The following is a 24,522-nucleotide window of genomic DNA, read 5'->3' as shown; positions in this document are numbered from 1 at the left end:
AGAAATCAGCACGCGCCCCTCTGGTCGAGGTCGGCGCGCGGCCCCCGGCTAGCCGCGGCACGATCCGGCTGTTCTTCATGCTGGGCGTGCTCGTGCTGGTGAACCTGTACGTGTTCGTCTGGCGCGACGGCACCAGCATCGGCGACGTCCGGGCCAAGGCCCAGAACATCGGCGCGGTGCCGATCGACACCGCGCCGCCGGCGCCGCCGGCGCCGGTCGCGGCCGAGCTCGCCGCCGGCCCGCGCGTGGTCGCGGGCAAGGTCGCCAAGGGCGAGAGCCTCGGCAAGATCCTGCGCGGCGCCAAGGGCGCCGACCTGTCGGCGGCCGCCGCCGACGAGCTGATCCGCGCGGTCGGCCCGGTGTTCGACCTGCGCGGCCTGCGCGACGGCCAGGCCTACACGATCAAGATCGACGAGCACGGCGTGGTGCAGTCGTTCGAGCTGGTGGTGAGCAAGACCGTCACCGTCCGGGTCGTGCGCGACGCCGACGGCGTGCTCGGCACCGTCAAGGACGAGGCCGCGACCCGGATCGAGACCAAGGAGATCGGCGGCGACATCACCAGCTCGCTCTACGCCTCGGTCAAGGCCGCGGGCGAGGACGGCGCGCTGGTCAGCTTCTTCGTCGACGTGTTCGCCTACGACGTCGACTTCTACAACGACACGCGGGCCGGCGACACGTTCAAGGTGATCGTCGAGAAGGAGTACAAGGACCAGGAGTTCTTGCGCTACCGCCGCATCCTCGCCGCCGAGTACAGCGGCAAGAACGCCGGCACCTACCGCGCGTTCTACTGGCAGGCGGGCGACGACAAGCCCGGGCGCTACTACGACGAGACCGGCCAGTCGGTCGAGAAGAGCATGCTCAAGACCCCGCTCAAGTTCGCGCGGGTGTCGTCGGGCTTCAACCCCAAGCGGATGCACCCGGTGCTGCACCGGGTCAAGGGCCACTTCGGCACCGACTTCGCGTGCCCGGTCGGCACGCCGGTGTGGGCCGCCGCCGACGGCGTGATCACCCAGCGCGGCCCCCACGGCGGCGCCGGCAACATGCTGACCATCCGCCACGCCAACGGGCTGGTGACGATCTACATGCACCTGTCGAAGTTCGTGTCCGGCTTCGACGTCGGGTCGCGGGTCTCGGCCAAGACCGTCGTCGCCTACTCGGGCAACACCGGCCTGTCGACGGGGCCGCACCTGCACTTCGGCGTCAAGCTCAACGGCGCCTGGACCGACTTCCAGTCCTTGAAGCCGGCCCGGGCCGCGGGCGTACCCAAGGCGCTCCTGCCGCGCTTCAAGGACGAGGTCGGGCAGGCCGTGGCCCGCCTGGCCGAGATCTCGACCGCGGCGACGCCGGCCCTGGCCAGCGACGCGCCGGCGGCCGCCCCGACCCTGTGACGCCCGGACCGGGGCACTCCCCGGGCACCGCGGCCGCCCTGGACGCGATCACCTGCGCCGAGCTGGGCCTCCCTCGCGCCCGACCGGGGCCCTCCCTCGCACCCCGATCACGGTGTGACGCCGGCCGCGACGGCCGACGATCGCACGGCCGTGGTGTGACGCCGGCCGCGACGACCGACGATCGCCCGGCCCGTGGTCGACAGCGGTTGCCGGGGCCCGGGTTTGCGCGCATCCTGTGATCAGGTGCTGAAGCTCTTACTCGGATTGATCAAGGGCGCGCTGGTCGGCGGCGCGGTCGGCTATGGCGCCTTCGCCGCGGGCCTCGACGGCGGCCTGAACTGGGTCACCTACGGCGTCGCGGGCGCGCTGGTCGGGCTGATCGCCGGGCGGCCGCTGTGGGCGCTCATCACCGACAAGGACGGCACCACCTGGGTGTCGGTGCTCAAGGCGCTGTTTGGCTTCGGCGTCGGCTGCGGCCTGTACGCGCTGGTGGGCAAGGTCTGGGGCGGGTTCGAGCTCGAGCTGTCGTTCCTCGACGACCGGCCCCGGATGTTCCAGCACTGGCAGCCGGTGTTCGCGGCCTCGGTCGGCGGCTTCCTCGGCGCGTTCTTCGAGATCGACGACGCCATCGGCGGCGACGCCCCGCCGAAGGGCCCCCCCCCGCCCCAGCGCGGGCAACCGCGCGCAAGTACCGCTGGCAACCGCGCGCAAGTAGACCTGGTCCGCCCTTGGTGATACCCACGAGGGATGACCAAGGTCGCCGGTTCCCTCGTCGCGCTCGCCCTCGTCGCTGCCTGTGGTGGCGACGATGAGAAACTGCCCGATGCCCGGGTCGTCGACGCCCAGGTGATCGACGCCGTCGTGGTCGACGGGCCCGCGCCCGACGCCGCCGACGTCGACGCGATGGACGTGGACGCCAGCACGGTCGACGCGCTCTCGATCGACGCCGTCTCGATCGACGCGACCGTCGATGCGCCCTGAATCGTGAGTTTCAGGGACAGGCTGGGTCATTGATGACCGCAGCATCGTCGAACCAAGCGCGTTCCGGTGACACGGCAGTTCCGCAGGTCGTGGCGAGGGTGGTGGTTAGCTGCACCACGATCGGTTCAGGACGTCCAACGTAGTCCGGGTCGAGGCACGTCGTGGTGCTCGTCCACGTGCCGGTTTCGGTGAGTGGGACGTTCGCAATCGTCGCTTCAGAACCAGTGTTTGAAGTGACTATTCGGTGGAATATGCTCAACGCGGCTCCGCCGCTTCCTGAGTGGTCAGGGACGATTGGCATGAGGTAGTACGTCGATGGCTGGCACGCCTGCTCGGTCGCCAATTCGAGGACGTCATCTCCCCCGTGCGGTCCCGCGGGGAGCGCGGTCGGGCCGGCAACGCCGTTTCCGCCGGCATGAGCGAGTGGAGCACTCTCGAAGCCGGGATCGAGCAGGGCGTCACCCCCACATCTCGGGTCATCAACGATTCGGAGGTTGTCGACCACAAGTTCGTGGTGCCCGGTGCCGGCGCAAGGTACCGCGGCTCCGAATTCGAACTGGATGCGGGTGGATTGTCCGCGGAGGTACGTTGGCAGGCATATCCTGGTTGTGGCTTCGCCGGCGGTGCTCGAACGCCACAAGGCGCCGCCGGGCACCATCAATTCTGCGATAGCGCCAGCACCAGCAGAGAGCCTCGAGTAGAACTCCACCGCGGGCGCTGCCATCGTCGTGGCCGCCGGGATATTCACCTGCGTGCGCGCGATGGCACTGCCACATCCCTCGGAGTACATCACGACGCCACGCGTGTTCGCTGCACCAGCGTTCGGGAACAGGTCTGCGGTTCCAATGAACTCCCATCCGCCCGCGCCCTCGGCGTCACCATTTGGTGCTGCTCCTGGCGGGCCGCACTCGCCTGGGTGCGCCGCCACAATATCGACGCGATCGATCCGGAGACTCGCTGTGGGCGCAGTGCACGCGGAGAGCTTGTTCATTGGAGAGAGTACAAGGTCCAGGGCCGCGCCGCGGCCTGGTGTCCCCGCGGGCGCGTAGCCAGCTTCGCCGAGACACAATCTCCTCGTGGCGAACACGCCCGTGAAGTCGGCGGGCAACGATGTCCATGCACCAGCCAGAGAGATGCCGAGGCTTGGGCCGATGGCAGTGAACGTCACCTCCAGGACGAGGGGCTCCGCCTTGGCGTAGGTGGGCATTTCAATGGTTTGACGCAGGCTGCCGAGCGCGCAGAGGGCAGGCGTTTGGAACTCGACCGTTCCGGGATCCAATCCGTCGATCGCGCTTACGTCGATCACGACACCGGCCGTTGTGGTCCAGGGGGCTTGTGTGCTGAATCCGGGGGCGGCGACGGTGCCGGTCCACGCGCATCCTGTTCCGGAATTCGAGTACCCCGCGACGCACCTGCATACACCTGACGAAGGCTGAGCTTCGTCACAGTATTGATGCACTCCGCACTCGACATCCGCGTCGCACTCGTCGATGGCGTCGGTCAACGGCGCATCGATCTCCACGACGTCGGTCGGGCGTTCGAACTGGCAGCCGACGGCGCCAATTCCCACAAGCACTTGAAAAGCTACACCCACCTTTGAGAGCAGGCCCGCGTCCTTGGCGAACTGGGTACGCATCAGACTCATGCCCCTTTCCACTCTTGGTTGTTCACGAACGACGCCGATCCGCCTGTTGAAAGCGGATACTCGCACGTCCAGATGACGGCAGCCGAGAAGAACGTGTCATGGATGGACCATTCCGGGGTGCATCGTCCCTACGGCGCGGTCAGCTCGAGGCCGACGCCGATCAGGTCGAGCGAGGCCTCGTGGTCGCCGAGGTTGGCGGGCGCGACGCCGCCGGGGAACGGGTTGTCGAGGGGCAGGCCCGGCGCGCGGGTGGTGACCGTGCGCGCGAGCTGGCGGGCGACGCCGATCGTGATCGTGGCGTCGCCGGCGGCGAGCTCGAGACCGACGGCGAGGGTGTGGCCGCCGAGCGCGGCGCCGACGGTCGACGTCGCGGGCCCGGGCGACGCGGCCGACGCCCACCGGTAGCCGAGCGCGAGCCACGCGAACGCCGGGATGATCTCGAGGTCGACGGCCGCGGCCAGGGTGCCGTGGGCCCGGCGCGGGAACCGGCTCGGCAGCGTGGTCAGGCGCGCGGTCGCGCCGCTCTGATCGACGACGTCGACGCCGGTCAGCGTCCAGGGATCGTCGCCGGTCGGGTAGGCGATCCAGGTCGCGGCGCCCTCGACGGCGTAGCGCTCGCCCAGCCAGCGGACGCCCAGGCTGGTGGTGAGCGCCGAGCCGAACCGGGCCTGGGCTCGGGGCGCCACCGCGCGCACGGTCGCGGCGTCGGCGGTGGGGACGATCACGGCCTCGCCGTCGGCGCGGACGTCGTCGCTCCAGGCCACGCCGATCGCCAGCTCGAGCGGCGTGTCGAGCGGGGCGATCAGCGCGCCGATCGCGGCGCCCGGCACCAGCCCGTCGCCGGCGGCGATCGTGACGTCGAGGTCGCGGCCGGGCTGGGCCAGCGGATCGCGCCCGGCGAAGCCCGCCCACAACCGGCGGCGCTCCTCGAGGTCGACCTGGCCGAGGGTGATCGCGACGCCGACCGCGAGCCAGTCGGTCGGGCGCAGCGCGGCGGCGGCGGCCAGGCTCCGGCGCTGCCAGCTCGCGGTCACGCCGTCGTAGCGGTGGGGGTAGCGCCGGGCGACGTCGTCGGCCGGCAGATCGAGCGCCGGGGTCGGCAGCTCGTGCGTGAACAGCTCGGTGGTCGCGAACGCGACCGCGAGCACCAGCGGCCCCAGGTGGCCCTCCGCGCCGACCGTCGGCGTCAGCGTGGCGCCGCCGACGTCGCTGACCCGGGGATGATCGGGGGTGATCAGCGCGGCCTCGTCGTCGAGGGCGAGCCCGGCGAGCTGGGCGCGGCGGACGTCGCGCCGGGCGATCGCGGCCGGGGACCGGAACGCCGCGGCGGCGCCGTCGTCGGACACCACCGTGGCGCCGGCGTGGCCGATCGCGCGCGGCGACAGCGGCCCGAGCTCGACGCCGGCGCGCGCGCTCACCGCGGTCACCGCGACGAGGACCCAGGCGCCGGCGAGGCGGGCGATCACGCGGCGACGTTACTCGCGGCGACGGGCCAGGCGCCAGTCGTCGGCGGCGCGGAGGGCGCCCGGCCCGACCCGGATCACATGGATCACGGGACGAGCACGGCCCGGATCACGGTCGCGAGGCAGGCCGCAGGCGCTCACGGCGCGCAGGCGCAGCAGCGCTGGCTGGCGCGAGGCGCTCACGGCGCGCAGGCGCAGCAGCGCTGGCTGGCGCGAGGCGCTCACGGCGCGCAGGCGCAGCAGCGCTGGCTGGCGCGAGGCGCTCACGGCGCGCAGGCGCAGCAGCGCTGGCTGGCGGTGACGCACGTGGCCTTGCCGGCGTCGCAGCGCTCCGCGGCCCAGTCGTCGCCCGGCAGCTGCCCGGCCAGGTCGCAGATCTTCGAGGCGTTGCCGCAGATCGAGTCGGACAGCGTGCAGACGTCGCCGCAGGTGTCGTCGAGCGGGCGCGCGCACACGCCGACGGCGTCGAGCACCGACATCGTGTGCGCGGCCTCGATCGCGGTCGCGTCGGGCGCGGTGCCGCCCTGGGCGTCGCGGTCGACGGCGATCTGCTGATCGAGCGCGACGATCTGATCGTGGATCGCGCCGACCGGCGCCAGCGGCGGCGCCGAAGTGTCGGCCCGTTGCGGCCGAGCGCCGCAGGCGATCAGCGCGGTCAACGCGGCGGCGGCGAGCAGCGACACGAGCAGGCGGGCGCCGGTCACGGGGTCTCCTCGCGGTTGCAGGTGCAGCAGCGCTCCTGGGCCTCGCGGCACGAGGCCTTGGCGCTGTCGCACTTGTCCTTGGCCCAGGCGTCGTCGCCGAGCTCGGCGGCGATCGCGCAGATGTCCTCGGCGTTCTCGCAGATCGCGCTGCCGAGCTCGCACACGTCGGCGCAGCGCGTGACCGGCGGCGCCGGCAGCACGCACGCCCGGGCCGCGGTGGCCGCGGTGGTGTAGGCCATCGCGAGCACGGTGGCGTCGTCGGGCTCGACCCCGAGGCCGCCCTCGTGGCGCCACTGGCGGATCTGGGTCGCGAGCGCGGTGATCTCGTTGCGCTTGGCCTGCAGCTCGGACCACGCCACCGGCGGCTGGGCCCGACCGGCGCACGCCACCAGCGCGCCGGCGAGGCCGCCGGCCAGCGCGCACCCGATCGCGAGCCGGATCATCGGCGCTCCATCAGTCGCTGCTGCAGCGCCGCGTTGATCGCGATCGACTTGTCGTAGGCCACGATCGCCTGGCGCCGCAGCTCGCGCGCGCGGGTGACGTCGTCGGGTGTGGTCGAGCCGTCGAGCTTGGCGGCCTGGGCCTCGAGCACCTCGCCGCGGACGGTGTAGAGGTTGGCCACGAAGAACGACTCGCGGGTGGCGCTGGCCAGGCCGGCGTCGAGCTCGCTCATGGCGGCGTCCGCCTCGCCGCGCGCGAGCAGGAGCTTGGCCAGGAGCGCCCGGGCGTCGGCGCGGACGTCGTCGGCCTCGGGCGCGCCGGCCGGGAACTCGACCGCGAGCACCCCGCGCACCGCCGCGATCGCCAGCTCGGGCTTGCCATCGCTCATGTAGACCTTGGCCTTGTGATGAAAATTCTTCGCCTGTGACAGGGCCAGCATCAGGCGCTCGTCGATGGCGTCCTCGGGCGCCGTGACCCGGGTCACGCGGCCGGTCGCGCGGCCGTCGTCCGACGACGTGCACGCGCCGAGCAGCGCGAGCAGCGCGGCGAGGAGCGGCAGGATCGAGCCGGTGGGCTTCATCGGGGACCTCCTGCCATCGTACGCTCGCGGAAGCCGCCCAGGCGATCGGCGTAGATGGCATCGATGCGATCGACGGCCGCGCCGGCGCGGTCGCGCTCGATCACCCCGACCAGGGCGTCGGCGGAGCGCGAGCGCTGCTCGAGGGGCAGCGGCGCGGCCGTGGCGGTCGGCGCGCCGCGGTGGTCGCCGCGGTCGCGCAGCCACAAGGTCAGGGTCGCCGCGGCCACCAGGCTGGTCGCGGCCGCCACCACCCAGGGCACCGCGCGGGCGGCCCGGCGTCGGGGCGCGGCGGTGATCGGCACCACCGGCAGGGCGCCGCTGGTGCTGGCGCCCACGCGCCCGCCGCGGCGGTCGATCGCGGTGGCGAGCGCGGCCTCGACGATCGAGGCCCGACGGCTGGCGCCGAGCTCGACCGGGCGCATCGTGGCGCGCAGCGCGGTCGCGACCTCGACCAGCGCCTGGTCCTCGGCCGGGACCGCCGCCGGGGTCCGGCCGGCCACGACCTTGTCGATCAGCTCGGCGAACGCCCGCGCCCGCGCGCGCTCGCCGGCGTCGGCGTCGGCGTCCGGCGCCGGGACCGTCAGGTCGTCGTCCGGGTCGAGGTCGGTGGGGTCGTCGGGGCGCATGGGTTGTTCTCGGGGGGCTCTGGGGTCGTGGGGTGCGGCGGGGCGGTGAGGCAGCGGGGCGGGTGCGGGGCGGCGGGACGTCAGCGGGTGAACTGCTTGCGGAACGAGCGGACGGCGCGGTGGAGGAGCACGTCGAACGCGCCGACCGAGATCTCGAAGCGGCGGGCGCACTCGTCGCGCGACAGCTCGCCGATCAGCCGCAGCTCGATGGCCAGGCGGTAGCGCTCGGGCAGCTCGGCCAGGGTCGCCTCGATCTGGGTGCGGTGGAGCGCGCGCTCCTGATCGGCCATCAGCTGGGCGTCGGCCGAGCTGTCGGGATCGGTCTCGGCCGGCAGCTCCCGGGCGATCGCATCGGCGAGCTTGCGCGCGCGCTTGGCGCCGCGGTGGACGTCGAAGATCTTGTTGATCGCGATCTGCCGCAGCCACGGGTAGATCGTCTTGCCCTGCCAGGTGAACCGGTCGATCTTCTCGACCGCGGTGGCCAGGGTGTCGCGCAGGACCTCCTCGGCCGACACGGCGTTGCCGAGCCGCGGCAGGATCACCGAGGCGTAGAGCGGCGGGGCGTAGCGTTCGAGGAGCGGGCGCATGGCGTCGAGGTGCCCGCCCTGGGCTTCCCGGATGAGCCGCTCTTCTGCTTCGAGCGGTAGCTCGCTGGCGGGTTCCGAGACCACGGCGGACGCCTCCTCAACGGCTGTGCGGCCGCGAGCTTACACGAGTCCCGTCGTAGCGGACCTCGACGAGGGTCAGCCCCTGTGGCGGGGCGGTCTGCCCGGCCCGGGCACGGTCGAGACTCGCAAGGATCTCGGGGACATCGGTCGCGGGCCGGCGGCCTTCGCCGATCTCCACCAGGGTCCCCACCAGGATGCGCACCATGTTGCGCAGGAACGCGTTGCCGTGGACATCGACCGCGATCAGCCCCGGCTCGGGCTGCGCCAGGGTCACCTGGGTGATGTGGCGCCGGGTGGTCCGGGCGGCGCACCCGACCGCGCGCAGGGCCGCGAAGTCGTGCTCCCCCACGAAGTCGGCGGCGGCCGCGGTCATGGCCGCGACGTCGAGCGGGGCCCGGCGGTGCCAGGCCCAGTTGCGCCAGCGCGGTGAGCGATCCGGGCGCGCCAGCACGACGTAGCGGTAGTGCTTGCCGGAGGCGTGGAACCGCGGGTGGAAGTCGAGGTCGACGTCCTGGGCCTCGAGCACCGCGATCGCCGGCGGCAAGAGCGCGTTGAGCCCGCGCCGGATGCCCTGGACCGGGATGGTCTTGTCGGTGCGGAAGCTCGCGACCTGGCCGAGCGCGTGGACGCCGGCGTCCGTGCGCGAGGCGCCGCGGACCGGGGTCGGCGTGGTGAGCAGCTGCGCCAGCGCGGCCTCGAGGTGGCCCTGCACCGTCGGGGCGTTGTTCTGGCGCTGCCAGCCGCCAAACTCGGCGCCGTCGTACTCGACGGTCAGCCGCACCTGACGGGCGCCGGCGCTGGGGCGGTCGTCGGCGTCGCTCAAAACTCGAAGTTGATGCCGCCGAACCAGGTGGTGTCGCCGACCGAGAGCTTGGTGTCGTTGCCGAACCCGTCGACCCAGCCCAGCTCGACCTCGGCGAAGAAGCCGGCGTGGGCGAGCCCGGAGTTGCGCATCGAGATCGCGGCGTCCTCGTCGATGCGCTCGGCGCGGACGGCGAGGCCGACCGCGGCGACCAGGCCGATCGTCCCGCCGATGGCCTTGTCGGAGCAGGTGGCGCAGCTCATGTGCGTCGACAGCTCGTCGGCCGGGTTCTTGATCCACCAGACGTCGTAGGCGACGCCGCCGCGGACGTACGGCACGATCGGCACGCCGAGCTCGTCGTCGATGATCGTCGCCCGGTAGATCGCGGTGAGCGCGGTCGGGACGATCGACAGGCGCGTCAGGTTCTTGCTGGCGCGCGGGCGCATCGGATCGCTCGGCAGCGACCCGTCCTCCCACGCCAGCGCCGAGTTCGAGTAGTAGCCGGCGGTGACGCCGACCCCGAGCTGGCCGCGGGCCAGGTTCCAGACCCGGTGGAGATCGACCGCGAACAGCACGCTGTCCTTGAGGAACGTGCGGGCGTAGGGCCCAGGGCTCGAGTCGAACTTGGCGTCGATCGACGGGCGGTACGGCCCCAGCCGGATCCCGAGCGCCCAGGTCGCCTCGTCGAGCCCGGTCGCGTCGGCCGGGTCGTCCTGCCAGTACGGCGAGTAGCTCTCCTGGGCCGAGGCGATCGTCGGCGCCAGCACCAGCGCCAGCGTGATCAGGCCCGCGAGGCGGCGGCCGGGGCGGCGCCGGCGCCGGACGGCGATCAGGGTCGCGAGCGTGACCAGCGCGACCGCGCCGAGGCCGCCGGTGGTGCCGACCTGGGCGACGCAGAAGCCGCCCTGGACGTAGGGGTCCTCGTTGTTGAGCTCCTCCCAGAAGTCGGTCACCGGCTGCGGGGTGATCGGCCGGTCGACGTAGACGCCCGCGACGTTGCCGGCGGCGTCGACCGACAGCAGCACGACCCAGTAGGCCTGGCCGTTCTCGAGGCCCTCGAGGCTGATCGAGCTGCCGCCCGTGGACTGCCCGCACACGAAGCTGCTGCTCAGCTGGGACAGCGCCACCGGCAGGGTCCCGGTCGGCGCGCCGGTGTCGTTCTTGATCGTCGCGGCCGGGAGCGCAGGATCGGTGGCGGCGCCGCACAGCGTGCGCGTGGTCTGGTACTGCGCGCTGTGGGTCGGCGTGGTGTGGGCCAGCGAGCCGTCCTCCTTGGCGCACAGCGCCTGGTAGTAGGCGATGTCGTCGGCTCGATCGGTCGGCGCGTCCCACTCGAGCGTGATGCCGCTCTCGAGCGGGGCCAGGGTCACCGTGGTCGGCACCGGCGGCGGCAGCAGATCGGCGGCGACCGTCAGCTGGGCCCGGTTGTCCGCGTCCCAGACCGCGTCGGAGGTCTCGGTCACCGCCCAGTGCTCGCCGACGCGGTCGGCCACCTCGCAGGTGGTGAGCTTCGGGAACAGCAGCGTGCTCACCGAGTACTCGCGCTCGACGGTCTGGGTCAGCGCGTCGGGATCGACGATCTGCGCGAGCTTCGCGCAGTTGTCGCGGGTGGTCTGGGGGTTGTCGCTCTGGCAGCCCAGGCCGACCCAGATCTCGAGCGGCTGCGCCACCGCGCTGGTCGGCGCGGTCTGCCACGTGTAGCGGATCTGATAGAGCTGATCGGTGCCGCTCTTGTCGCAGGCGCACCGGGCCTGGTTGAAGTACTTCTTCAGGTAGGTCGGGGTCGGCGCGGCGTAGTTGCTCGGGTTCGACTCCGACGGCAGCCGCAGCTCCATGCTGACCACGCCGCCGTTGAGCTGGTCGGCGCGGGCCGCGGGGATCGCGGGAGCCGCCAGTGCGACCACGACAGTGAGGGCGAGCGGTCGGAGCGACATCAGGGCGAGCCTTTGCAAGGGCGGTGCCGCCAGCAGCGGCGGCCGGAGCCAGCACCATGGCTAACATGCCGATCGGAGCCGCTCAACATCCCAGCGCCGGCGCGCCAGATTGGCAAGATCGCCGGGTGGCGGTTGTCACGCCGTCACCGGCGCGGTCGGGCCCGGGCGGCGGCGGCGATCCGCTCGGCGAGCACACGGGCCCGGGCGAGGGCGTCGTCATCGACCGCGCCGCCCCACTGGCCGGCGTAGTAGATCTCGGTCAGCTCCTCGAGCTCGGGCGCGCCGGCGGCGCCGCGGTCGCGCAGCTGCCGGGCCAGCTCGCGCGGCGTGGTCGCGGGCGGACGGGGCGCCAGGCGCCGGGCCGCCCGCTCGTACAGACGGCCCAGCTCGCTGCGCTCGCGCCGGGCCCGGACGACGTCGGCCGGGGCGGGGCGGCGACCGCGGGTGCGCCGCCAGTACCAGCCGACGCCGATCACGACCGCGAGCGCGATCAAGAGCGCCGCCCACCGGCGCGCGAACCGCTCGATCGCCTTGCCGGCGCTCGAGATCGAGCGGGCGCCGCCCGAGAACTTCTTGCCGAGCGAGCGGAACAGCGACAGCTGCTGGGTCAGGTCGTAGTCGATGACCCACTTGCTCCACTGGAAGCGCAGCGTGTCGAACCAGCGCCGCAGCTTCGCCGACCACGCGCTCGAGCCGCGGCCGAGCCGGTCGGCCTCGCCGGTCGGGGTCGCGTCGAACGTGACCCAGCCGTGGCCCTCGAAGTACACCTCGGTCCACGAGTGGGCGTCGCCGGCGCGCACGGCGATGTAGCCGTCGTACTCGTTCCACTCGCCGCCGAGGAAGCCGTTGACGCTGCGGGTGCGCAGCCCGACCGCGCGGCCCATGATCGCGAACGCCGACGCGAAGTACTCGCAGTGGCCGGCCTTGCGCTCGAACAGGAAGAAGTCGATCGGCTCGCGCTGGCCGGGGTCGCGCAGGTCGAGCGAGTAGCGCAGGTTGGTCTGGAGCCAGTCGCGCAGCCGCACGGCCTTGTCGTAGTCGTTGGTCGCGCCCGCGGTGATCTCGGCGGCCTTGGCCCGGGTCGCGGGCGTGATCTCGTCGGGCAGCTGGCGGTAGGGATCGCGCGCGGGGTCGCTGCCGGGCGCGGACGAGTAGGTCGCGCGCAGGGCCGCCGCGATCGGCGGATCGAGCACCGACCAGGCGCGGTAGTGCAACGGCCCGTCGTGGCGCAGCCGGATCTCGTCGTTGCGCTCGAGCGGTCCGCGGCCGCCCGCGGTCGGCGGGGTCACCTCGAACGCCAGCGGCGTCGAGGCCGCGAACAGCACGTCGGCGCCGATCGGATCGAGCCAGATGTCCTGCTGGACCGCGTCGGCGCGCGCCACCGTCATCGCGTTCTCGGTCGACAGGTTGACGCCGGGCACCTGCAGGTAGCGGCGCTCGCGGTTGCCGGGCAGGCGCTCGGTCCAGCTCGCGGTCGCGGGCGCGGTCCGGGTCCGGGTCCACTCGCCGCGCCCGTAGTGGTCGAACACGACGCCGCGCCAGTAGACGTACGGCGCGTTGCGGCCGCGCAGCGCCGGATCCGAGACCTGCGCCCGCATCACGATCGTGCTGTCGGACTTGAGCCGGCCGTGGCCGCCGAGCTTGACGCCGTCGGAGAACCCGACCATGTGCGTGCCGCCCTTGCCGCGGAAGAAGAAGCCGGTGCCGACCCGGGGGATCGACAGGAACAGCGCGATCGCGACCAGGAAGAACCCGACCGAGGTCAGGCCGGTGCCGACCAGGAACCGGCGATCGACGATCCGGCGCGACTCGAGGATGCGCCGGATCTCGACCCGCTGCGACGCGCGCGGATCGGCGTGGCGCAGGAGGAAGTTGTCCTCCATCTCGCGCCGGAGGTGGAACAGGATCAGCGCCCAGGTGCCGGTGATGACGAAGCCGAAGAAGCAGACCGCGTAGCCGAGCTCGCCGTTGAGCACCGAGCCGGCGACGAGCATCAGGAACGCCAGCAGGTACAGCTGCTGCCAGTCGCGCGCGGCCCGCCGGGTCGAGGCGCGGGCCACGGTCAGGATCACCAGGAAGCCGCCGCCGTGGCCGAGGTAGTCGTTGGTCGCGAACGCCATCAGCGCCGAGTAGACGAAGCCGAGCAGGGCGATGATCGTGAACGCCCAGGCGAAGCGATCGAGGTTCCAGCGGGGCGGCTCGACGAACCACGACCCGATCAGGCCGAGCGCGCCGAGCAGCACGATCAGCGGCGACACCGCGCCGCCGCCGATCATCGCGAGGAACGCGAACGCGACCGCGAGGTAGCTGGTGGTCTTGTGGGTGGCGGCGAAGCGCATGGTGCGGTGGCGGCTAGCTCTCGAGCAGGTGGTCGGCGGCGGGGCGGCCGGCGGCGCCGACGCCGCCCGGGACGATCAGGACGCGGTCGACGCCGCCGTCGCCGGGCGTCAGCGGCACGTCGTCGGTCGTCGCCGGCACCAGCGCGAGCTCGCGCAGGATGCGGGCCAGGTGCGCGCGGCCGCGCCCGAGCGGGACCGTCAGCCCGCGGGCGACGACCGCGACCGCCCAGCCGCCGTCGAGGTAGGCGGCGGCGTGGCTGGCGGCCAGCGACACCGCGCGCTCGAGCGCGTCGGCGATCGGCGCGTCCTCGCGCAGCCGCTCGCCGGCGGCCAGGGCCCGCGCCACCGGCGCCGGGACGGCGTTGTCGAGGACGATCGTCACCCGTCGCTCGATCTCGTCGTGGACCTCGCGCACGAGCAGGCGGCCGGTGCGCGCGGTCGAGCGCCAGTGGATCGCGCGGCGATCGTCGCCGTCCTTCCACTCGCGCAGCCCGAAAAACTCGCCGCGCCGCCCCAGCCGGTCGCTGGCGCCGCTGCCGAGCTGGCGCGGGCGCGGGGCCAGGCGCGCGACCGGCACGAGCTTCGGGTAGACCAGCACCTCGCCGGCGTCGGTGGTGTCGCGCGACTTGCGGAACAGCGTGAACGGGAACCGGGTGGCGATCCGGAAGCCCTCGAACTGGTAGCGCCCGCGGCGCGAGAACGTGTGGCGGTACGAGGTCCGCTGGACCTTGCCGGGCGGGATCTTGAGGAAGTAGCACTTCTTGTCGAGCGGCCGGCCGTCGATCAGGTCCTCGATCTCGATCGAGAACGACGCCAGGCCGGCCTTGCCGTTCTCGACCGCGATCTCCATCAGGAACGGCTGGCCGGCGAAGACCTCGGGCGCGGGGCGGCGCGTGACCCGCAGCCCGCGCATCGTCAGCTCCGACAGCACGCCCGAGGCGAGGATGAACGACAGGAGCCAGGCCAGCAGCAGGTAGAGCAGGTTGTTGCCGGTGTTGATCGCCGCCAGGCCGATGGCCAGGGCCAGGAACACGAACCAGTTGCCCTCGCGCGTGAAGCGCAGGCGTCGGGGCGGACGCAGGCGGCGCCACAGCCGCCGCCAGCGGCTCGGCGCGGTCATCAGGTCGGGACCGACACCCGCGCGACGATGTCGGCGATGGTCCGCTCGGCCTCGGCGCGGGCCCGGCCGAGCGAGTCGTGGGCGGCGGGCAGCGTGATCCGGTGGGCCAGCGCCGGCACCGCCAGCTGCTTCCAGTCGTCGGGCACGCAGTAGGTGCGGCCGTCGACGAACGCGTGGGCCTGGGCCGCGCGGGTCCAGGCCAGCGCGCCGCGGGTCGAGACCCCGACCGCGACGTGCGCGCTCTTGCGGGTCTCGTCGATGATCGTCAGCGCGTAGTCGTAGAGCGCGTCGTCGATCTTGACCCGCTCGACCGCGGCCTGGGCCGCGGCGATCGTGGCGTGGTCGATCACCGGCGTCAGCGCCGCGACCGGATCGTCGCCGGTGCGATCGCGCAGGAGCGCGCGCTCGATCGCGCGCTCGGGGTACCCGAGCTGGATCCGCAGGAGGAAGCGATCCATCTGCGACTCCGGCAACGGGTACGTGCCGAAGTGCTCGACCGGGTTCTGGGTCGCGAGCACGACGAACGGCGTCGGCAGGCGGTGGGTGACGTCGTCGATCGAGACCTGGCCCTCGCTCATGGCCTCGAGCAGCGCCGACTGGGTGCGCGGCGCGGTGCGGTTGATCTCGTCGGCCAAGACGACGTTGGCGAAGATCGGGCCGCGCCGCAGCTCGAAGCTCTTGCCGGCCGGGTCGTAGATCGACACGCCGGTGATGTCCGACGGCAAGAGGTCGCTGGTGAACTGGATCCGGTGGAACGTGCCGCCGACCGACGCCGCCAGCGCCCGCGCCAGCGTGGTCTTGCCGACGCCGGGGATGTCCTCGATCAGCAGGTGGCCCCGGGCCAGGAGCGTGGTCACGGCCAGGCGGATCGCGCCGGGCTTGCCGCGCACGACCGTCCCGATCTGGGCTTCGAGCCGGCGCACCGCCGCGACCAGGGTCGGGGTCGGGACGTCGACCGGGTGAGGAGCGATCGCGGCCATTCGCGCCAGTATAGCGAAGCATGGCCACCGCGGCGGCCGGCGCGGGCGATTCCGGCTGGGCGGGCCGCGGTCCGGAACGGGCGGCCCGTCGGAGCGCGCCGATCAGCGCACCGGGAAGCCGCGCTTCTTGAGCAGCGCGCCGACCTCGGGGTCGCGGCCGCGGAACTGGCGGTAGGCCTCGGCCCGGTCGGTCGAGTTGCCCGGCGCCAGGATGAACTGGCGCAGCTTGCCGGCCACGGTCGGAGCGAACACGTCGCCGGCCTCGGCGAAGGCCTCGCGGGTGTCGGCGTCCATCACCTCGCTCCACAGGTAGCTGTAGTAGCCGGCCGAGTACGAGTCGCTGGTGAACAGGTGGTTGAACTGCGGCAGGCGGTGGCGCATCGCGACCTCGCGCGGCGCGCCGATCTTGGCCAGCGTGTCGCGCTCGAACGCCCCGACGTCGACCGCGCTGGCGTCGGGCAGCATGTGCAGCTCCATGTCGAGGATCGCCGAGGTCAGGTACTCGACGGTGCCGTAGCCCTGGTTGAAGGTCGCGGCGCGCTCGATCTTGTCGACCAGCGCCTGCGGCATCGGCTCGCCGGTCTGGTAGTGCTTGGCGAACTTGTCGAGCACCGGCCGCGACAGCACCCACTGCTCGTGGACCTGCGACGGGTACTCGACGAAGTCGCGCGGCGTCGTCGCCAGGCCGGGGTAGTTGACCTCGGACAGGAGCCCGTGCAGCGCGTGGCCGAACTCGTGGAACAAGGTCTCGGCGTCGTCGAGCGAGATCAGCACCGGCGCGCCCGCGGCGCCCCGGACGAAGTTGTTGTTGTTCGAGGTGATCGCGGTGACGGTCGCGCCGGTGAAGGTCTCGTGGCCGCGGTAGCCCGAGGCCCACGCGCCCGAGCGCTTGCCGGCGCGCGCGAAGTAGTCGCCGTAGAACAGGCCGACGTGCGTGCCGGCCGGGTCCTTGACCTCCCAGACCCGCACGTCGGCGTGGAACGCCGGCACCTGGCCGGTGACCTCGGTGAACGACAGGCCGTAGAGGCGCTCGGCCATCCAGAACGCGGCCGCGACCATGTTGCCGAGCTCGAAGTACGGTGTGATCTGCCCCTGGTCGAGGCTGTACTTCGCGGCCCGGACCTTCTCGGCGTAGTAGAGGTAGTCCCAGGGCTCGATGACGAGCTTGGCGTTGCCGGGCTCCTCGTGGGCGATCGCGGTCATGTCGGCGACCTCCTCGGCCACCCGCGCGACGGCGGCCGGCCACACCCGCATCATCAGCGCCGTGGCCTTGGCCGGATCGACCGCCATCGTGTCGGCCATGCGCCAGTGGGCGTGGGTGGCGAAGCCGAGCAGCGTCGCGCGCTCGGCGCGCAGCCGCACGATGTCCTTGATCAGGTCCTTGGTGTCGTGGGCGTCGCCGTTGTCGCCGCGGCTCTTGAACGCCTTCCAGACCCGCTCGCGCAGGTCGCGCCGGCTCGACGCCGCCAGGAACGGATCGACGCTCGAGCGGGTGTTGACGACCGCCCACCCGCCGGGCAGCTTGCGCTCGGCGGCGGCGGCCTTGAGCGCGGCCCGCTGCGACGGCGGCAGGCCGGCGAGGTCGGCCTCGCGGTCGAGCACGATCCAGGTGTCCTCGTCGCCGAGGACCCGGGTCGAGAACTCCGAGAACAGCCCGGCGAGCTGCTCGTTGATCGCGCCGAGCTTGGCCTGATCGGCGGGCGCGAGCTGGGCGCCGGCCCGGACCATCCGATCGTGGCGCAGCGTCACCAGCCGGGCCTGCTCGGGCGTGAGGCTGGCGCGGCCGGCGTAGACCGCCGAGATCCGCGCGAACAGCTTGGCGTTGAAGTTGATGCGATCGAACGCCGCCGAGATCTTCGGCGACCACTCCTTGTCGACGGCCTGGACCTCCGGGTTCGACAGGTTCGAGGTCATCACCGAGAACAGCGTGTCGATGCGGTCGTGGTGCCGGCCGGCGCCCTCGAGCGCGGCGATCGTGTTGGCGAAGGTCGCCGGCGCCGGATCCTCGGCGATCACCGCGACCTCGGCCTCGAGCAGGGCCAGCGACGCGGTGAACGCCGACGGCACCTGCTTGACGTCGAGCTTGTCCCAGGGCGGCACGCCGCCGTACGGGCCGGTCCACGGCGCCAGCAGCGGGTGCTGATCGGCGGCGGGCCGGAGGCGCGCGGCCTCGGCGCGGGCCGCGGCGTAGGCCTCGCTGTTGGGCGCGGACGTCCCGGCGCCGGAGCCGCCCGCGCCCTCGGACTTCGACGCCTTCTTCGGACAACCGGCGAGCGCCACGGTGGCGCCGAGCAGCAGGGTGGGCAGGAGCGCGGGACGACGAGCCTTCGACATGGCCCGCACTCTACGCGAGGCGCACGGTGTCGCGATCGCGCGATCGGCACGGTCGCAGGCGTCGCACCGCGGTCGCAGAGGCCTGGCCGCCCAAGTTAACGCTGGCGCCGCCACCGGGGACCGCCTAGTTTCGCCGTTTCCGGTCGTCCACGTCACGGAAATCCAAAGGACCAACCTCGATGCGCACCCTCTCGCTCTCGCTCTCGCTCGTCACCGCCCTCGCCGTCGCCGCCACCGCCTGCGGCAGCGACGACACCCTGACGGCCTCGGACTTCATCGCCGACTACGGCGGCGGCGTCTGCGCCAAGGCCTTCGAGTGCATGAGCACCTTCCCCGGCACCCCGGCCGAGTTCTCCGCGTCGTTCGGCGCGTCCGAGGCCGCGTGCCCGGGCACGCTCGGCATCATCAGCGGCGCGCAGCTCCAGACCTCGGTCGACGCCGGCCGCGTGATCTTCGACGCCACCCTCGGCGGCCAGTGCGTCAGCGCGATCGCCGCGTTCACGTGCCCGAACTTCTGGACCGCCTCGGCCCCCCCGGCCGCCTGCAGCACCGCGCTCATGGGCACCGTCGCCGTCGGCGGCACCTGCACCATCGGCGCGGAGTGTGTCAGCGGCGCGTGTGACGGCACCTGCCTGGCGCCGGGCGTCACCGGCGGCGCGTCGGACGCCGGCGCGGCGGTGCTCGCGTCGCACGCCGTCGAGTAGCGCGCGGCGTGCGCGCCGCGGCTCAGCTCGCGCCGAGCGCGTAGGTCCGGCCGTAGCCGCGCGAGCGGTTCTCGATCCGGACCGAGATCGTGCCGTCGGTGGCGTAGGTGTAGGTCTCGACGATCTCGTTGGTCATCAGCTCGACCCGGCGCGGGTTGGGCTCGGTCGCCAGCTCGCCGCGCTCGGCCAGCGCCGGGTCGTACGGGAAGTAGATGTCGCGGCAGGACACGAGGTCCTGGATCGGCTGGCCGCGATCGTCGAGCGCGCCGCACTCGAGGAAGCGCAGGTGGCCGATCGGGTGGGCCGGGCGGTAGCGGCGCTCGATCACGACCGGGCCGGCGGTGTCCTTGCCGATCAGCGGGTCGAACACCTTGTCGGCGCCGGCGGCGGCCTCGCGCCAGACGCCGAAGTGGCGCGTGACCGCCTCGCGGATCAGCACGTGGGCGTCGGGATCGGCCGCGATCGCCAGCCCGATCGCGGTGGCCGCGAACGGCTGGGGCGCGAGCTGCAGCTTGCGCGCGAACCGGGCGCGCAGGGTCCGGGCGACCGCCGGGAACGAGGCGCCGCCGCCGACCAGGTAGATGCCGCCGAGCTCGCGGGCGTCGTCCGGATCGATCCCGCGCGCGCGCAGCCGATCGAAGAGCTGCTCGAGCTGCGCGATCGTGGCGTTGATCAGCGGCTGGGCCCGGGCGTAGAGCGCGGCGACGTCGAGCGTGGTGGGCTCGCCGTGGCCCAGGTCGAGCAGCAGGCGGCGCGTGGTCGGCGCCAGGGTCTCCTTGGCGGCGCGGGCGCGCTCGAGCGTGGCGGCGGTGGGCGCGACGCCGGCGGCCTCGAGGATCAGCTGGTCGAAGTCGTCGCCGCCGAGGTGGGCCAGCCCGGCCGTGGCGATCAGATCGAAGTGGCGGCCCTGGAGCGACACCGCCGAGGTGTCGAAGGTGCCGCCGCCGAGGTCGTAGACGACGACGTACTTCTTCGGGCTCCGGCGGCCGAGCTCGAGGTGACGGTGCGCGAAGTCCAGCGCCGCCGCGGTCGGCTCGTTGAGCAGGCCCAGCGGCGCGAACCCCGCGCGGCGCAGCGCCTCGAGCGTCAGCCAGCGCTGGCGCGACGCCGCATTGGCGGGCACCGCGGCCATCACCTCGAGCGGCTGGTCGGGATCGAGATCGAGCGTGCTGCGCTCGAGCAGGCCGGCGCGCAGGTCGGCGAAGAACGCGGTCGCCAGCTCCAGCGCGGTGATCCCCGGCAGCCCCGGCACCGGCTCGTCGGGCGCCAGCGCCGAGATCACCCGCTTGATCGAGCGGATCGCGTGCTCGGCGGTGCCGTCGGCCAGGGCCCCGGCGGCGCGCCAGCCCAGCAGCAGCTCGCCGCCGCGCACGGCCGCGATGCCGGGCACGTGCGCGCGGACCTCGCCGTCGTCGTCGAACGACGCGAGCGGGTGGCGGCCGTCCTGGACCGCCGCGACCACCGTGCGGGTAGTGCCGAAATCGATGCCGAGCCGCATGGCGCCGAGCATGCCTCAGGAGGCCGGCCGGGGCGACATTGCGGCGATCGGTGGGGCGGCTCGGGTGCGGGTGGCCCACCGCCGGCGATCGGCCAGACCCGCGGGGCGTCCCCCGGGCCGGCCGGGGGCGGGCGGCGCCCGGCGGGGTGCGATCGCGCCCCACCGACCGGGAGAACGTTGGTACACAAACCGTCGTGGATGGGACGGGCGCGCCGCGCTGGCGCGTGACGGCCCCCGAGCGGCGCTTGGTCGCCGCGCCCCAACGAGCGAGGTTCCCCGTTGCAGACGCCGGCCTGGTTGCACGAGACATTCCTGGGAGTCGAGGTCTCGAACTACCTCATCCTCCTCGGGCTCCTGTTCGCGGCGATGGTCGCCCGGCACATCGGCGAGGTCGTGCTCGGCCGCAAGCTGCAGGCGCTCGCGAGCCGGGCCAACTCGGGGCACCTGCAGGCGGCGCTGACCCGGCTCGACCGCGCGTTCGGCTTCGTCGCGTTCGCGGTCGTGCTGTTCCTGACGCTGCCGCTGGTCGATCTGCCGACCTCGACCGCGAACGTCCTGCGGGTCGCGGCCCGGGCCCTGGTCGCGGGCGGCGGGGTCTGGCTGGCGTTCCGGCTGCTCGACGTCGTCTTCGATCACCTGGCCGCCAAGGCCGAGCGCACCGAGAGCAAGCTCGACGATCAGCTCGTGCCGATCCTGCGCCGGACCGCCAAGGGCTTCACGCTGGTCGTCGGCGGGCTGTTCACGCTCCAGAACATGGAGGTCGACATCGGCTCGCTCCTGGCCGGGCTCGGGCTCGGCGGCCTGGCGTTCGCGCTCGCCGCCAAGGACACGATCGCGAACTTCTTCGGCTCCCTGGTCATCTTCGTCGACAAGCCGTTCACGATCGGCGACCGGATCAAGCTCGACGAGGTCGAGGGCGTGGTCGAGGAGGTCGGCCTGCGCACGACCCGGATCCGGACGTTCCAGCAGTCGCTCCTGACCGTGCCGAACGCGCGCATGACCACGGCGATGATCGACAACTACGGCGCCCGGCGCTACCGGCGCTACTCGACGACGCTGGGCATCACCTACGACACGCCGCCCGAGCTGGTGCAGGGGTTCTGCGAGGGCATCCGCGCGGTCATCGCGGGCATGCCGAACATGCGCACGGGCTTCTACCTGGTCGAGTTCAGCGGCTTCGCCGACTGCTCGCTGTCGATCATGGTCTATTGCTTCATCGACACGACGAGCTGGTCGCGCGAGATGCAGACCCGCACCAGCCTCAACCTCGAGATCCTGCGGCTGGCCGCGCGCATGGGCGTCCGGTTCGCGTTCCCGACGACGAGCATCCACGTCGAGAGCCTGGCCGCGCCGGGCACGATCGCGCCAGCGGTGGTCGCCCCGCCGGCGCCCGAGCTGGCGAGCCTCGTGCGCGGGTTCGGCGAGGGCGGGGTCGACGCGCGCCCGGACGGCATCGACATCGCCGGCGGCGTGCGCGCCGACGGCACCGGGGTGGTCGCGGGCATGGACGAGGGCGAGGCCTAGCGACGGCGCGCGAGGTCCAGCGACGGCGCGCGAGGTCCAGCGACGGCGCGCGAGGTCCAGCGACGGCGCGCGACGGCGCCCCGCGGATCAAAGGTCAGTGACCTCGCCCACCTGCCGGGCTGCGCGCCCTCGGTGATCGGCGCGGCCGGGCGCGGTCAGCGCGCCGCCTTGACCTTCTTGATCTCCTCGATCAGCTCCGGGATGGCCTTCTCCCAGGTCGTGACGACGCCGTAGTCGGCGACCTGGAAGATCGGCGCCTCGGGGTCCTTGTTGATCGCGACGATCGTCTTCGAGCTCTTCATGCCGGCGAGGTGCTGGATGGCGCCGGAGATCGCGACCGCGAAGTACAGGTTGGGCGCGACGATCTTGCCGGTCTGGCCGACCTGCCAGTCGGCCGGGACCATGCCGGCGTCGGTGGCGGCGCGCGACGCGCCCATGGCCGCGCCGAGCAGATCGGCCAGCTCCTCGAGCACCTTGAAGTTCTCGCCGTTCTGCATGCCGCGGCCGCCGGCCACGACCACCTTGGCCGAGGTCAGCTCGGGCCGATCGCTCTTCTGGCTGTCGACCCGATCGATCCGGGCGCCGAGCGCGTCGATCGCGCCGGCGTCGGCGGCGGTGACGGTGCCGGTGGCGCCGGTGGGCTCGGCCGGCGGGAACTCCGACTGGCGCGGGGTCACGCAGATGATCGGCGTCGAGACCTCGATCGTCGACGACGCGTTGCCGGCGAGGATCGGGCGGGTGAACTGGTTGGCGGCGTCCAGCTGGGCGATGTCCGACGCCATGCCGGCGTCGAGCAGGCCGGCGACGCGCGGCAGCAGGTCCTTGCCGACCGCGGTCGCGGTGGCGCACACGATCGTGGCGCCGTGCTCGCCGGCCAGGCGCGCGACGATCGGCGCGTAAGTCTCGGCCAGGTAGCTGGCGAGGTCGTCGTGCTCGACGGTGAGGACCGTGCCGGCGTAGGTGGCGGCGGCGGCGCCGGCGGCGGCGGCGCCCGCGCCGATCAGCAGCGCGATGACCTCGCCGCCGTGGGCGGTCGCGGCCTGGCGCGCGAAGGCGATGTTGGAGAGCGCGGAGGCGCGGAGCGCGCCGCCGTCGAATTCACAGAAAGCGAGGATGTTGCCCATGGCGAGATCCTTTGCGGTGGAGCGTGCCGGGGAGGCCACGCGTCGGGGGAGGAGGGGAGCCGGCGGGGCGCCGCCGCGGGACGGTCAGAGCGCCTTGGCCTCGTCGACCAGCTTCTGCACCAGGGTCGGGATGTCGGCGACCTTCTGGCCGGCCGCGCGGGCGGTCGGCAGGGTCACCGCGAGCTGGCGGGTGGCCGGCGCGACGTCGACGCCGAGGTCGCCGAAGGTCTGCTGCGCCATCGGCTTCTTCTTGGCCGCCATGATGCCCTTGAGCGAGGCGTAGCGGGGCCCGCCCTCGCCGGTGCCGTAGCTGTGGTCGGCCGGGGTCACGTTGTTCTTGACCGAGGTCGGCGCGACGATGCGCAGATCGACCGTGAGCACGCCCGGCAGCGCGATGGTCTTGTACTCGACGCCGACGTCGACCTCGCGGCCGACCGTCAGCGACGCCTTGTCGGCGGCCAGCTCGACCGTCGCGGCGAACGTGGCCTGGGGCCAGCCGAGCCTGCCGGCCAGCATCTGGCCGACCTGGTTGGCGTCGCCGTCCACCGCTTGCTTGCCCATGACCACCAGATCGGGCTTCTCGGCCTCGATCACCTTGGCCAGGACCGCCGCGACGACGCGCGCGTCGAGGGTCTTGTCCTCGCCGTCGACGCGGATCGCGCGATCGGCGCCCATGGCGAGCGCCGAGCGGAGCTGCTGCGCGGCGTCCTCGGGGCCGATCGTCACCACCACCACCTCGCCGTGGGTCTCGCCGGAGGCGGCGTTCTCGCGCAGGCGCAGCGCGGTCTCGACCGCGTACTCGTCGAAGGTGTTGACCACCCAGCTCGCGCCGGCGAGGTCGATGGATCCGTCCTTGAGCTTCACCTTGAGCTCGGGATCGGGGACTCGCTTGATCGGGACCAGGATCTTCACGCAGGGCTCCTTCGTTCGAGGCCAGTGGTGACGAGCGCCGCCACCCAGTCGGCGGCGCGGACGATGTCGAAATCAGTGCCGGGGGGCGCGGGCATCTTGCCCCGTTCGCGCCCGGTCGCCACCGCCGGCGGCGACTTTTGACCGCGACGGCGTGGCGCACGCCCGAGCAGCCAGGCCAGGGCCAGCTCGTCGAGCATGCCGAAGATCATGCGGGCGGCGTGGGGCGCCGGGACCAGGTCGGCGAACTCGCCGGTGGCCTGGCCCGCGGCGATGACCCCGGCCAGCATGCGCAGGAGCTCGCCGAACCGGTGCGGCGAGTACTCGCGCATGAACTTGGTCGACTGCCGCAGCTCGATCGTCAGCACCTCGGCGGCGGTCGGCTGCGCGGCGATCAGCCCCAGGTAGGCGTGGACGAAGGCGCGCAGCTGCACGCCGGGGACGGTCGCGGTCGCGATCGCGTCGCCGAGGATCTGGATGACCCGCTCCATCCGCGACTCGAACAGCGAGATCAGCAGGTCGTCCTTGTTCTTGAAGTACAGGTAGATCGTGCCGTCGGCGACGCCCGCCTCCTTGGCGATGTCGGCGACCTTCGAGGCGTAGAAGCCGCGCTGCGCGAACACCCGCTCGGCGGCGTCGAGGATGCGCTCGCGCTTGGCGACGCGATCGGGGTCGGCGCTGGCGCGCCCGGCCCGAGCCTCCGATGAATGAACCGTCATTCAGTTAGCCTTGTACCGCCGTTGACGCGGGACGTCAAG

At 72.8% G+C, this 24,522-nt stretch carries 22 protein-coding genes; 5 read left to right on the top strand and 17 right to left on the bottom strand.

Translation table 11 applies throughout. The features are described from left to right. Positions 1–77: 77 nt before the first annotated feature. The 3 genes from IPL61_08575 to IPL61_08565 all read left to right on the top strand — a co-directional run bounded on the left by IPL61_08575 (position 78) and on the right by IPL61_08565 (position 2,369). Positions 78–1,388 carry a peptidoglycan DD-metalloendopeptidase family protein gene (locus IPL61_08575; GenBank protein ID MBK9031378.1) on the top strand — a complete coding sequence of 437 codons (1,311 nt, stop codon included), beginning with the start codon at positions 78–80 and terminating at the stop codon, positions 1,386–1,388. A gap of 243 nt (positions 1,389–1,631) precedes the next feature. Then, the gene (locus tag IPL61_08570; GenBank protein MBK9031377.1) at positions 1,632–2,123 is read left to right on the top strand and encodes a hypothetical protein; all 492 of its coding nucleotides are present in this window, start codon (positions 1,632–1,634) and stop codon (positions 2,121–2,123) included. A 12-nt stretch (positions 2,124–2,135) separates the two neighbouring features. Further along, complete coding sequence (locus IPL61_08565) at positions 2,136–2,369, top strand: hypothetical protein (protein MBK9031376.1); 234 nt, start codon at positions 2,136–2,138, stop codon at positions 2,367–2,369. Between the two features lie 10 nt (positions 2,370–2,379). On the opposite strand, the gene IPL61_08560 is transcribed toward IPL61_08565, so the two are convergent. The 13 genes from IPL61_08560 to IPL61_08500 all read right to left on the bottom strand — a co-directional run bounded on the left by IPL61_08560 (position 2,380) and on the right by IPL61_08500 (position 18,005). Continuing rightward, positions 2,380–4,005, bottom strand: a complete 1,626-nt coding sequence (locus IPL61_08560; GenBank protein MBK9031375.1) for a hypothetical protein — start codon at positions 4,003–4,005, stop codon at positions 2,380–2,382. A gap of 137 nt (positions 4,006–4,142) precedes the next feature. Beyond that, entirely contained in the window at positions 4,143–5,480 is a 1,338-nt protein-coding gene (locus IPL61_08555) for a hypothetical protein (protein MBK9031374.1), read from the bottom strand. Positions 5,481–5,489: 9 nt separating this feature from the next. Continuing rightward, positions 5,490–5,744, bottom strand: coding sequence for a hypothetical protein (locus IPL61_08550; protein ID MBK9031373.1), 255 nt, complete (start codon positions 5,742–5,744; stop codon positions 5,490–5,492). Continuing rightward, positions 5,741–6,181: a hypothetical protein gene (locus tag IPL61_08545; GenBank protein ID MBK9031372.1), complete on the bottom strand. Its 441-nt coding sequence runs from the start codon at positions 6,179–6,181 to the stop codon at positions 5,741–5,743. The genes IPL61_08550 and IPL61_08545 overlap by 4 nt, the downstream gene beginning before the upstream one ends. Next, a complete protein-coding gene (locus IPL61_08540) occupies positions 6,178–6,624 on the bottom strand; it encodes a hypothetical protein (GenBank protein ID MBK9031371.1) in 447 nt (148 codons plus the stop codon). The genes IPL61_08545 and IPL61_08540 overlap by 4 nt, the downstream gene beginning before the upstream one ends. Beyond that, a complete protein-coding gene (locus tag IPL61_08535; protein MBK9031370.1) occupies positions 6,621–7,202 on the bottom strand; it encodes a hypothetical protein in 582 nt (193 codons plus the stop codon). The genes IPL61_08540 and IPL61_08535 overlap by 4 nt, the downstream gene beginning before the upstream one ends. Beyond that, positions 7,199–7,828 carry a hypothetical protein gene (locus tag IPL61_08530; protein MBK9031369.1) on the bottom strand — a complete coding sequence of 210 codons (630 nt, stop codon included), beginning with the start codon at positions 7,826–7,828 and terminating at the stop codon, positions 7,199–7,201. The genes IPL61_08535 and IPL61_08530 overlap by 4 nt, the downstream gene beginning before the upstream one ends. Before the next feature lie 80 nt (positions 7,829–7,908). Next, positions 7,909–8,415, bottom strand: a complete 507-nt coding sequence (locus IPL61_08525) for an RNA polymerase sigma factor (protein MBK9031368.1) — start codon at positions 8,413–8,415, stop codon at positions 7,909–7,911. A 97-nt stretch (positions 8,416–8,512) separates the two neighbouring features. Beyond that, entirely contained in the window at positions 8,513–11,290 is a 2,778-nt protein-coding gene (gene truA, locus IPL61_08520; GenBank protein MBK9031367.1) for a tRNA pseudouridine(38-40) synthase TruA, read from the bottom strand. Between the two features lie 85 nt (positions 11,291–11,375). Next, positions 11,376–13,571 carry a DUF3488 domain-containing protein gene (locus IPL61_08515; GenBank protein MBK9031366.1) on the bottom strand — a complete coding sequence of 732 codons (2,196 nt, stop codon included), beginning with the start codon at positions 13,569–13,571 and terminating at the stop codon, positions 11,376–11,378. Positions 13,572–13,584: 13 nt separating this feature from the next. Beyond that, entirely contained in the window at positions 13,585–14,691 is a 1,107-nt protein-coding gene (locus IPL61_08510) for a DUF58 domain-containing protein (protein ID MBK9031365.1), read from the bottom strand. Further along, on the bottom strand, positions 14,691–15,671 hold the full coding sequence (locus IPL61_08505; protein MBK9031364.1) for an AAA family ATPase: 981 nt from the start codon (positions 15,669–15,671) through the stop codon (positions 14,691–14,693). The genes IPL61_08510 and IPL61_08505 overlap by 1 nt, the downstream gene beginning before the upstream one ends. A 102-nt stretch (positions 15,672–15,773) precedes the next feature. Next, a complete protein-coding gene (locus IPL61_08500) occupies positions 15,774–18,005 on the bottom strand; it encodes a M3 family metallopeptidase (GenBank protein ID MBK9031363.1) in 2,232 nt (743 codons plus the stop codon). A gap of 179 nt (positions 18,006–18,184) precedes the next feature. On the opposite strand from IPL61_08500, the gene IPL61_08495 reads away from it, so the two are divergent. After that, the gene (locus tag IPL61_08495; protein MBK9031362.1) at positions 18,185–18,709 is read left to right on the top strand and encodes a hypothetical protein; all 525 of its coding nucleotides are present in this window, start codon (positions 18,185–18,187) and stop codon (positions 18,707–18,709) included. Between the two features lie 22 nt (positions 18,710–18,731). Here the strand turns inward: IPL61_08495 and IPL61_08490 are convergent, their stop codons facing one another. Beyond that, the gene (locus IPL61_08490; protein ID MBK9031361.1) at positions 18,732–20,207 is read right to left on the bottom strand and encodes an Hsp70 family protein; all 1,476 of its coding nucleotides are present in this window, start codon (positions 20,205–20,207) and stop codon (positions 18,732–18,734) included. A 279-nt stretch (positions 20,208–20,486) separates the two neighbouring features. Between IPL61_08490 and IPL61_08485 the strand changes: the two genes are divergently transcribed. Next, positions 20,487–21,731, top strand: coding sequence for a mechanosensitive ion channel (locus tag IPL61_08485; GenBank protein MBK9031360.1), 1,245 nt, complete (start codon positions 20,487–20,489; stop codon positions 21,729–21,731). A 155-nt stretch (positions 21,732–21,886) separates the two neighbouring features. Here the strand turns inward: IPL61_08485 and IPL61_08480 are convergent, their stop codons facing one another. From IPL61_08480 to IPL61_08470, 3 genes are all read right to left on the bottom strand, one after another. Then, positions 21,887–22,855: an electron transfer flavoprotein subunit alpha/FixB family protein gene (locus tag IPL61_08480; GenBank protein MBK9031359.1), complete on the bottom strand. Its 969-nt coding sequence runs from the start codon at positions 22,853–22,855 to the stop codon at positions 21,887–21,889. A gap of 84 nt (positions 22,856–22,939) precedes the next feature. Beyond that, positions 22,940–23,767, bottom strand: a complete 828-nt coding sequence (locus IPL61_08475) for an electron transfer flavoprotein subunit beta/FixA family protein (protein MBK9031358.1) — start codon at positions 23,765–23,767, stop codon at positions 22,940–22,942. Then, on the bottom strand, positions 23,764–24,483 hold the full coding sequence (locus tag IPL61_08470; GenBank protein MBK9031357.1) for a TetR/AcrR family transcriptional regulator: 720 nt from the start codon (positions 24,481–24,483) through the stop codon (positions 23,764–23,766). The genes IPL61_08475 and IPL61_08470 overlap by 4 nt, the downstream gene beginning before the upstream one ends. Between the last annotated feature and the right edge of the window lie 39 nt (positions 24,484–24,522).

The sequence above is a fragment of the Myxococcales bacterium genome (assembly GCA_016717005.1).
Lineage (GTDB): Bacteria > Myxococcota_A > Polyangia > Haliangiales > Haliangiaceae > UBA2376.
The sequence above is the reverse complement of the archived record's forward strand: the minus strand, read 5'-3'. Positions and strand labels throughout refer to the sequence as shown.

What these genes read in the sequence shown, in the direction of transcription:
- IPL61_08470 (MBK9031357.1), bottom strand. Translation starts at nt 24,483, where the DNA reads ATGACGGTTCATTCATCGGAGGCTCGGGCCGGGCGCGCCAGCGCCGAC.
- IPL61_08565 (MBK9031376.1), top strand. Translation starts at nt 2,136, where the DNA reads ATGACCAAGGTCGCCGGTTCCCTCGTCGCGCTCGCCCTCGTCGCTGCC.
- IPL61_08505 (MBK9031364.1), bottom strand. Translation starts at nt 15,671, where the DNA reads ATGGCCGCGATCGCTCCTCACCCGGTCGACGTCCCGACCCCGACCCTG.
- IPL61_08525 (MBK9031368.1), bottom strand. Translation starts at nt 8,415, where the DNA reads ATGCGCCCGCTCCTCGAACGCTACGCCCCGCCGCTCTACGCCTCGGTG.
- IPL61_08575 (MBK9031378.1), top strand. Translation starts at nt 78, where the DNA reads ATGCTGGGCGTGCTCGTGCTGGTGAACCTGTACGTGTTCGTCTGGCGC.
- truA (MBK9031367.1), bottom strand. Translation starts at nt 11,290, where the DNA reads ATGGTGCTGGCTCCGGCCGCCGCTGCTGGCGGCACCGCCCTTGCAAAG.
- IPL61_08495 (MBK9031362.1), top strand. Translation starts at nt 18,185, where the DNA reads ATGCGCACCCTCTCGCTCTCGCTCTCGCTCGTCACCGCCCTCGCCGTC.
- IPL61_08515 (MBK9031366.1), bottom strand. Translation starts at nt 13,571, where the DNA reads ATGCGCTTCGCCGCCACCCACAAGACCACCAGCTACCTCGCGGTCGCG.
- IPL61_08500 (MBK9031363.1), bottom strand. Translation starts at nt 18,005, where the DNA reads ATGTCGAAGGCTCGTCGTCCCGCGCTCCTGCCCACCCTGCTGCTCGGC.
- IPL61_08540 (MBK9031371.1), bottom strand. Translation starts at nt 6,624, where the DNA reads ATGATCCGGCTCGCGATCGGGTGCGCGCTGGCCGGCGGCCTCGCCGGC.
- IPL61_08535 (MBK9031370.1), bottom strand. Translation starts at nt 7,202, where the DNA reads ATGAAGCCCACCGGCTCGATCCTGCCGCTCCTCGCCGCGCTGCTCGCG.
- IPL61_08510 (MBK9031365.1), bottom strand. Translation starts at nt 14,691, where the DNA reads ATGACCGCGCCGAGCCGCTGGCGGCGGCTGTGGCGCCGCCTGCGTCCG.
- IPL61_08530 (MBK9031369.1), bottom strand. Translation starts at nt 7,828, where the DNA reads ATGCGCCCCGACGACCCCACCGACCTCGACCCGGACGACGACCTGACG.
- IPL61_08560 (MBK9031375.1), bottom strand. Translation starts at nt 4,005, where the DNA reads ATGCGTACCCAGTTCGCCAAGGACGCGGGCCTGCTCTCAAAGGTGGGT.
- IPL61_08490 (MBK9031361.1), bottom strand. Translation starts at nt 20,207, where the DNA reads ATGCGGCTCGGCATCGATTTCGGCACTACCCGCACGGTGGTCGCGGCG.
- IPL61_08480 (MBK9031359.1), bottom strand. Translation starts at nt 22,855, where the DNA reads ATGGGCAACATCCTCGCTTTCTGTGAATTCGACGGCGGCGCGCTCCGC.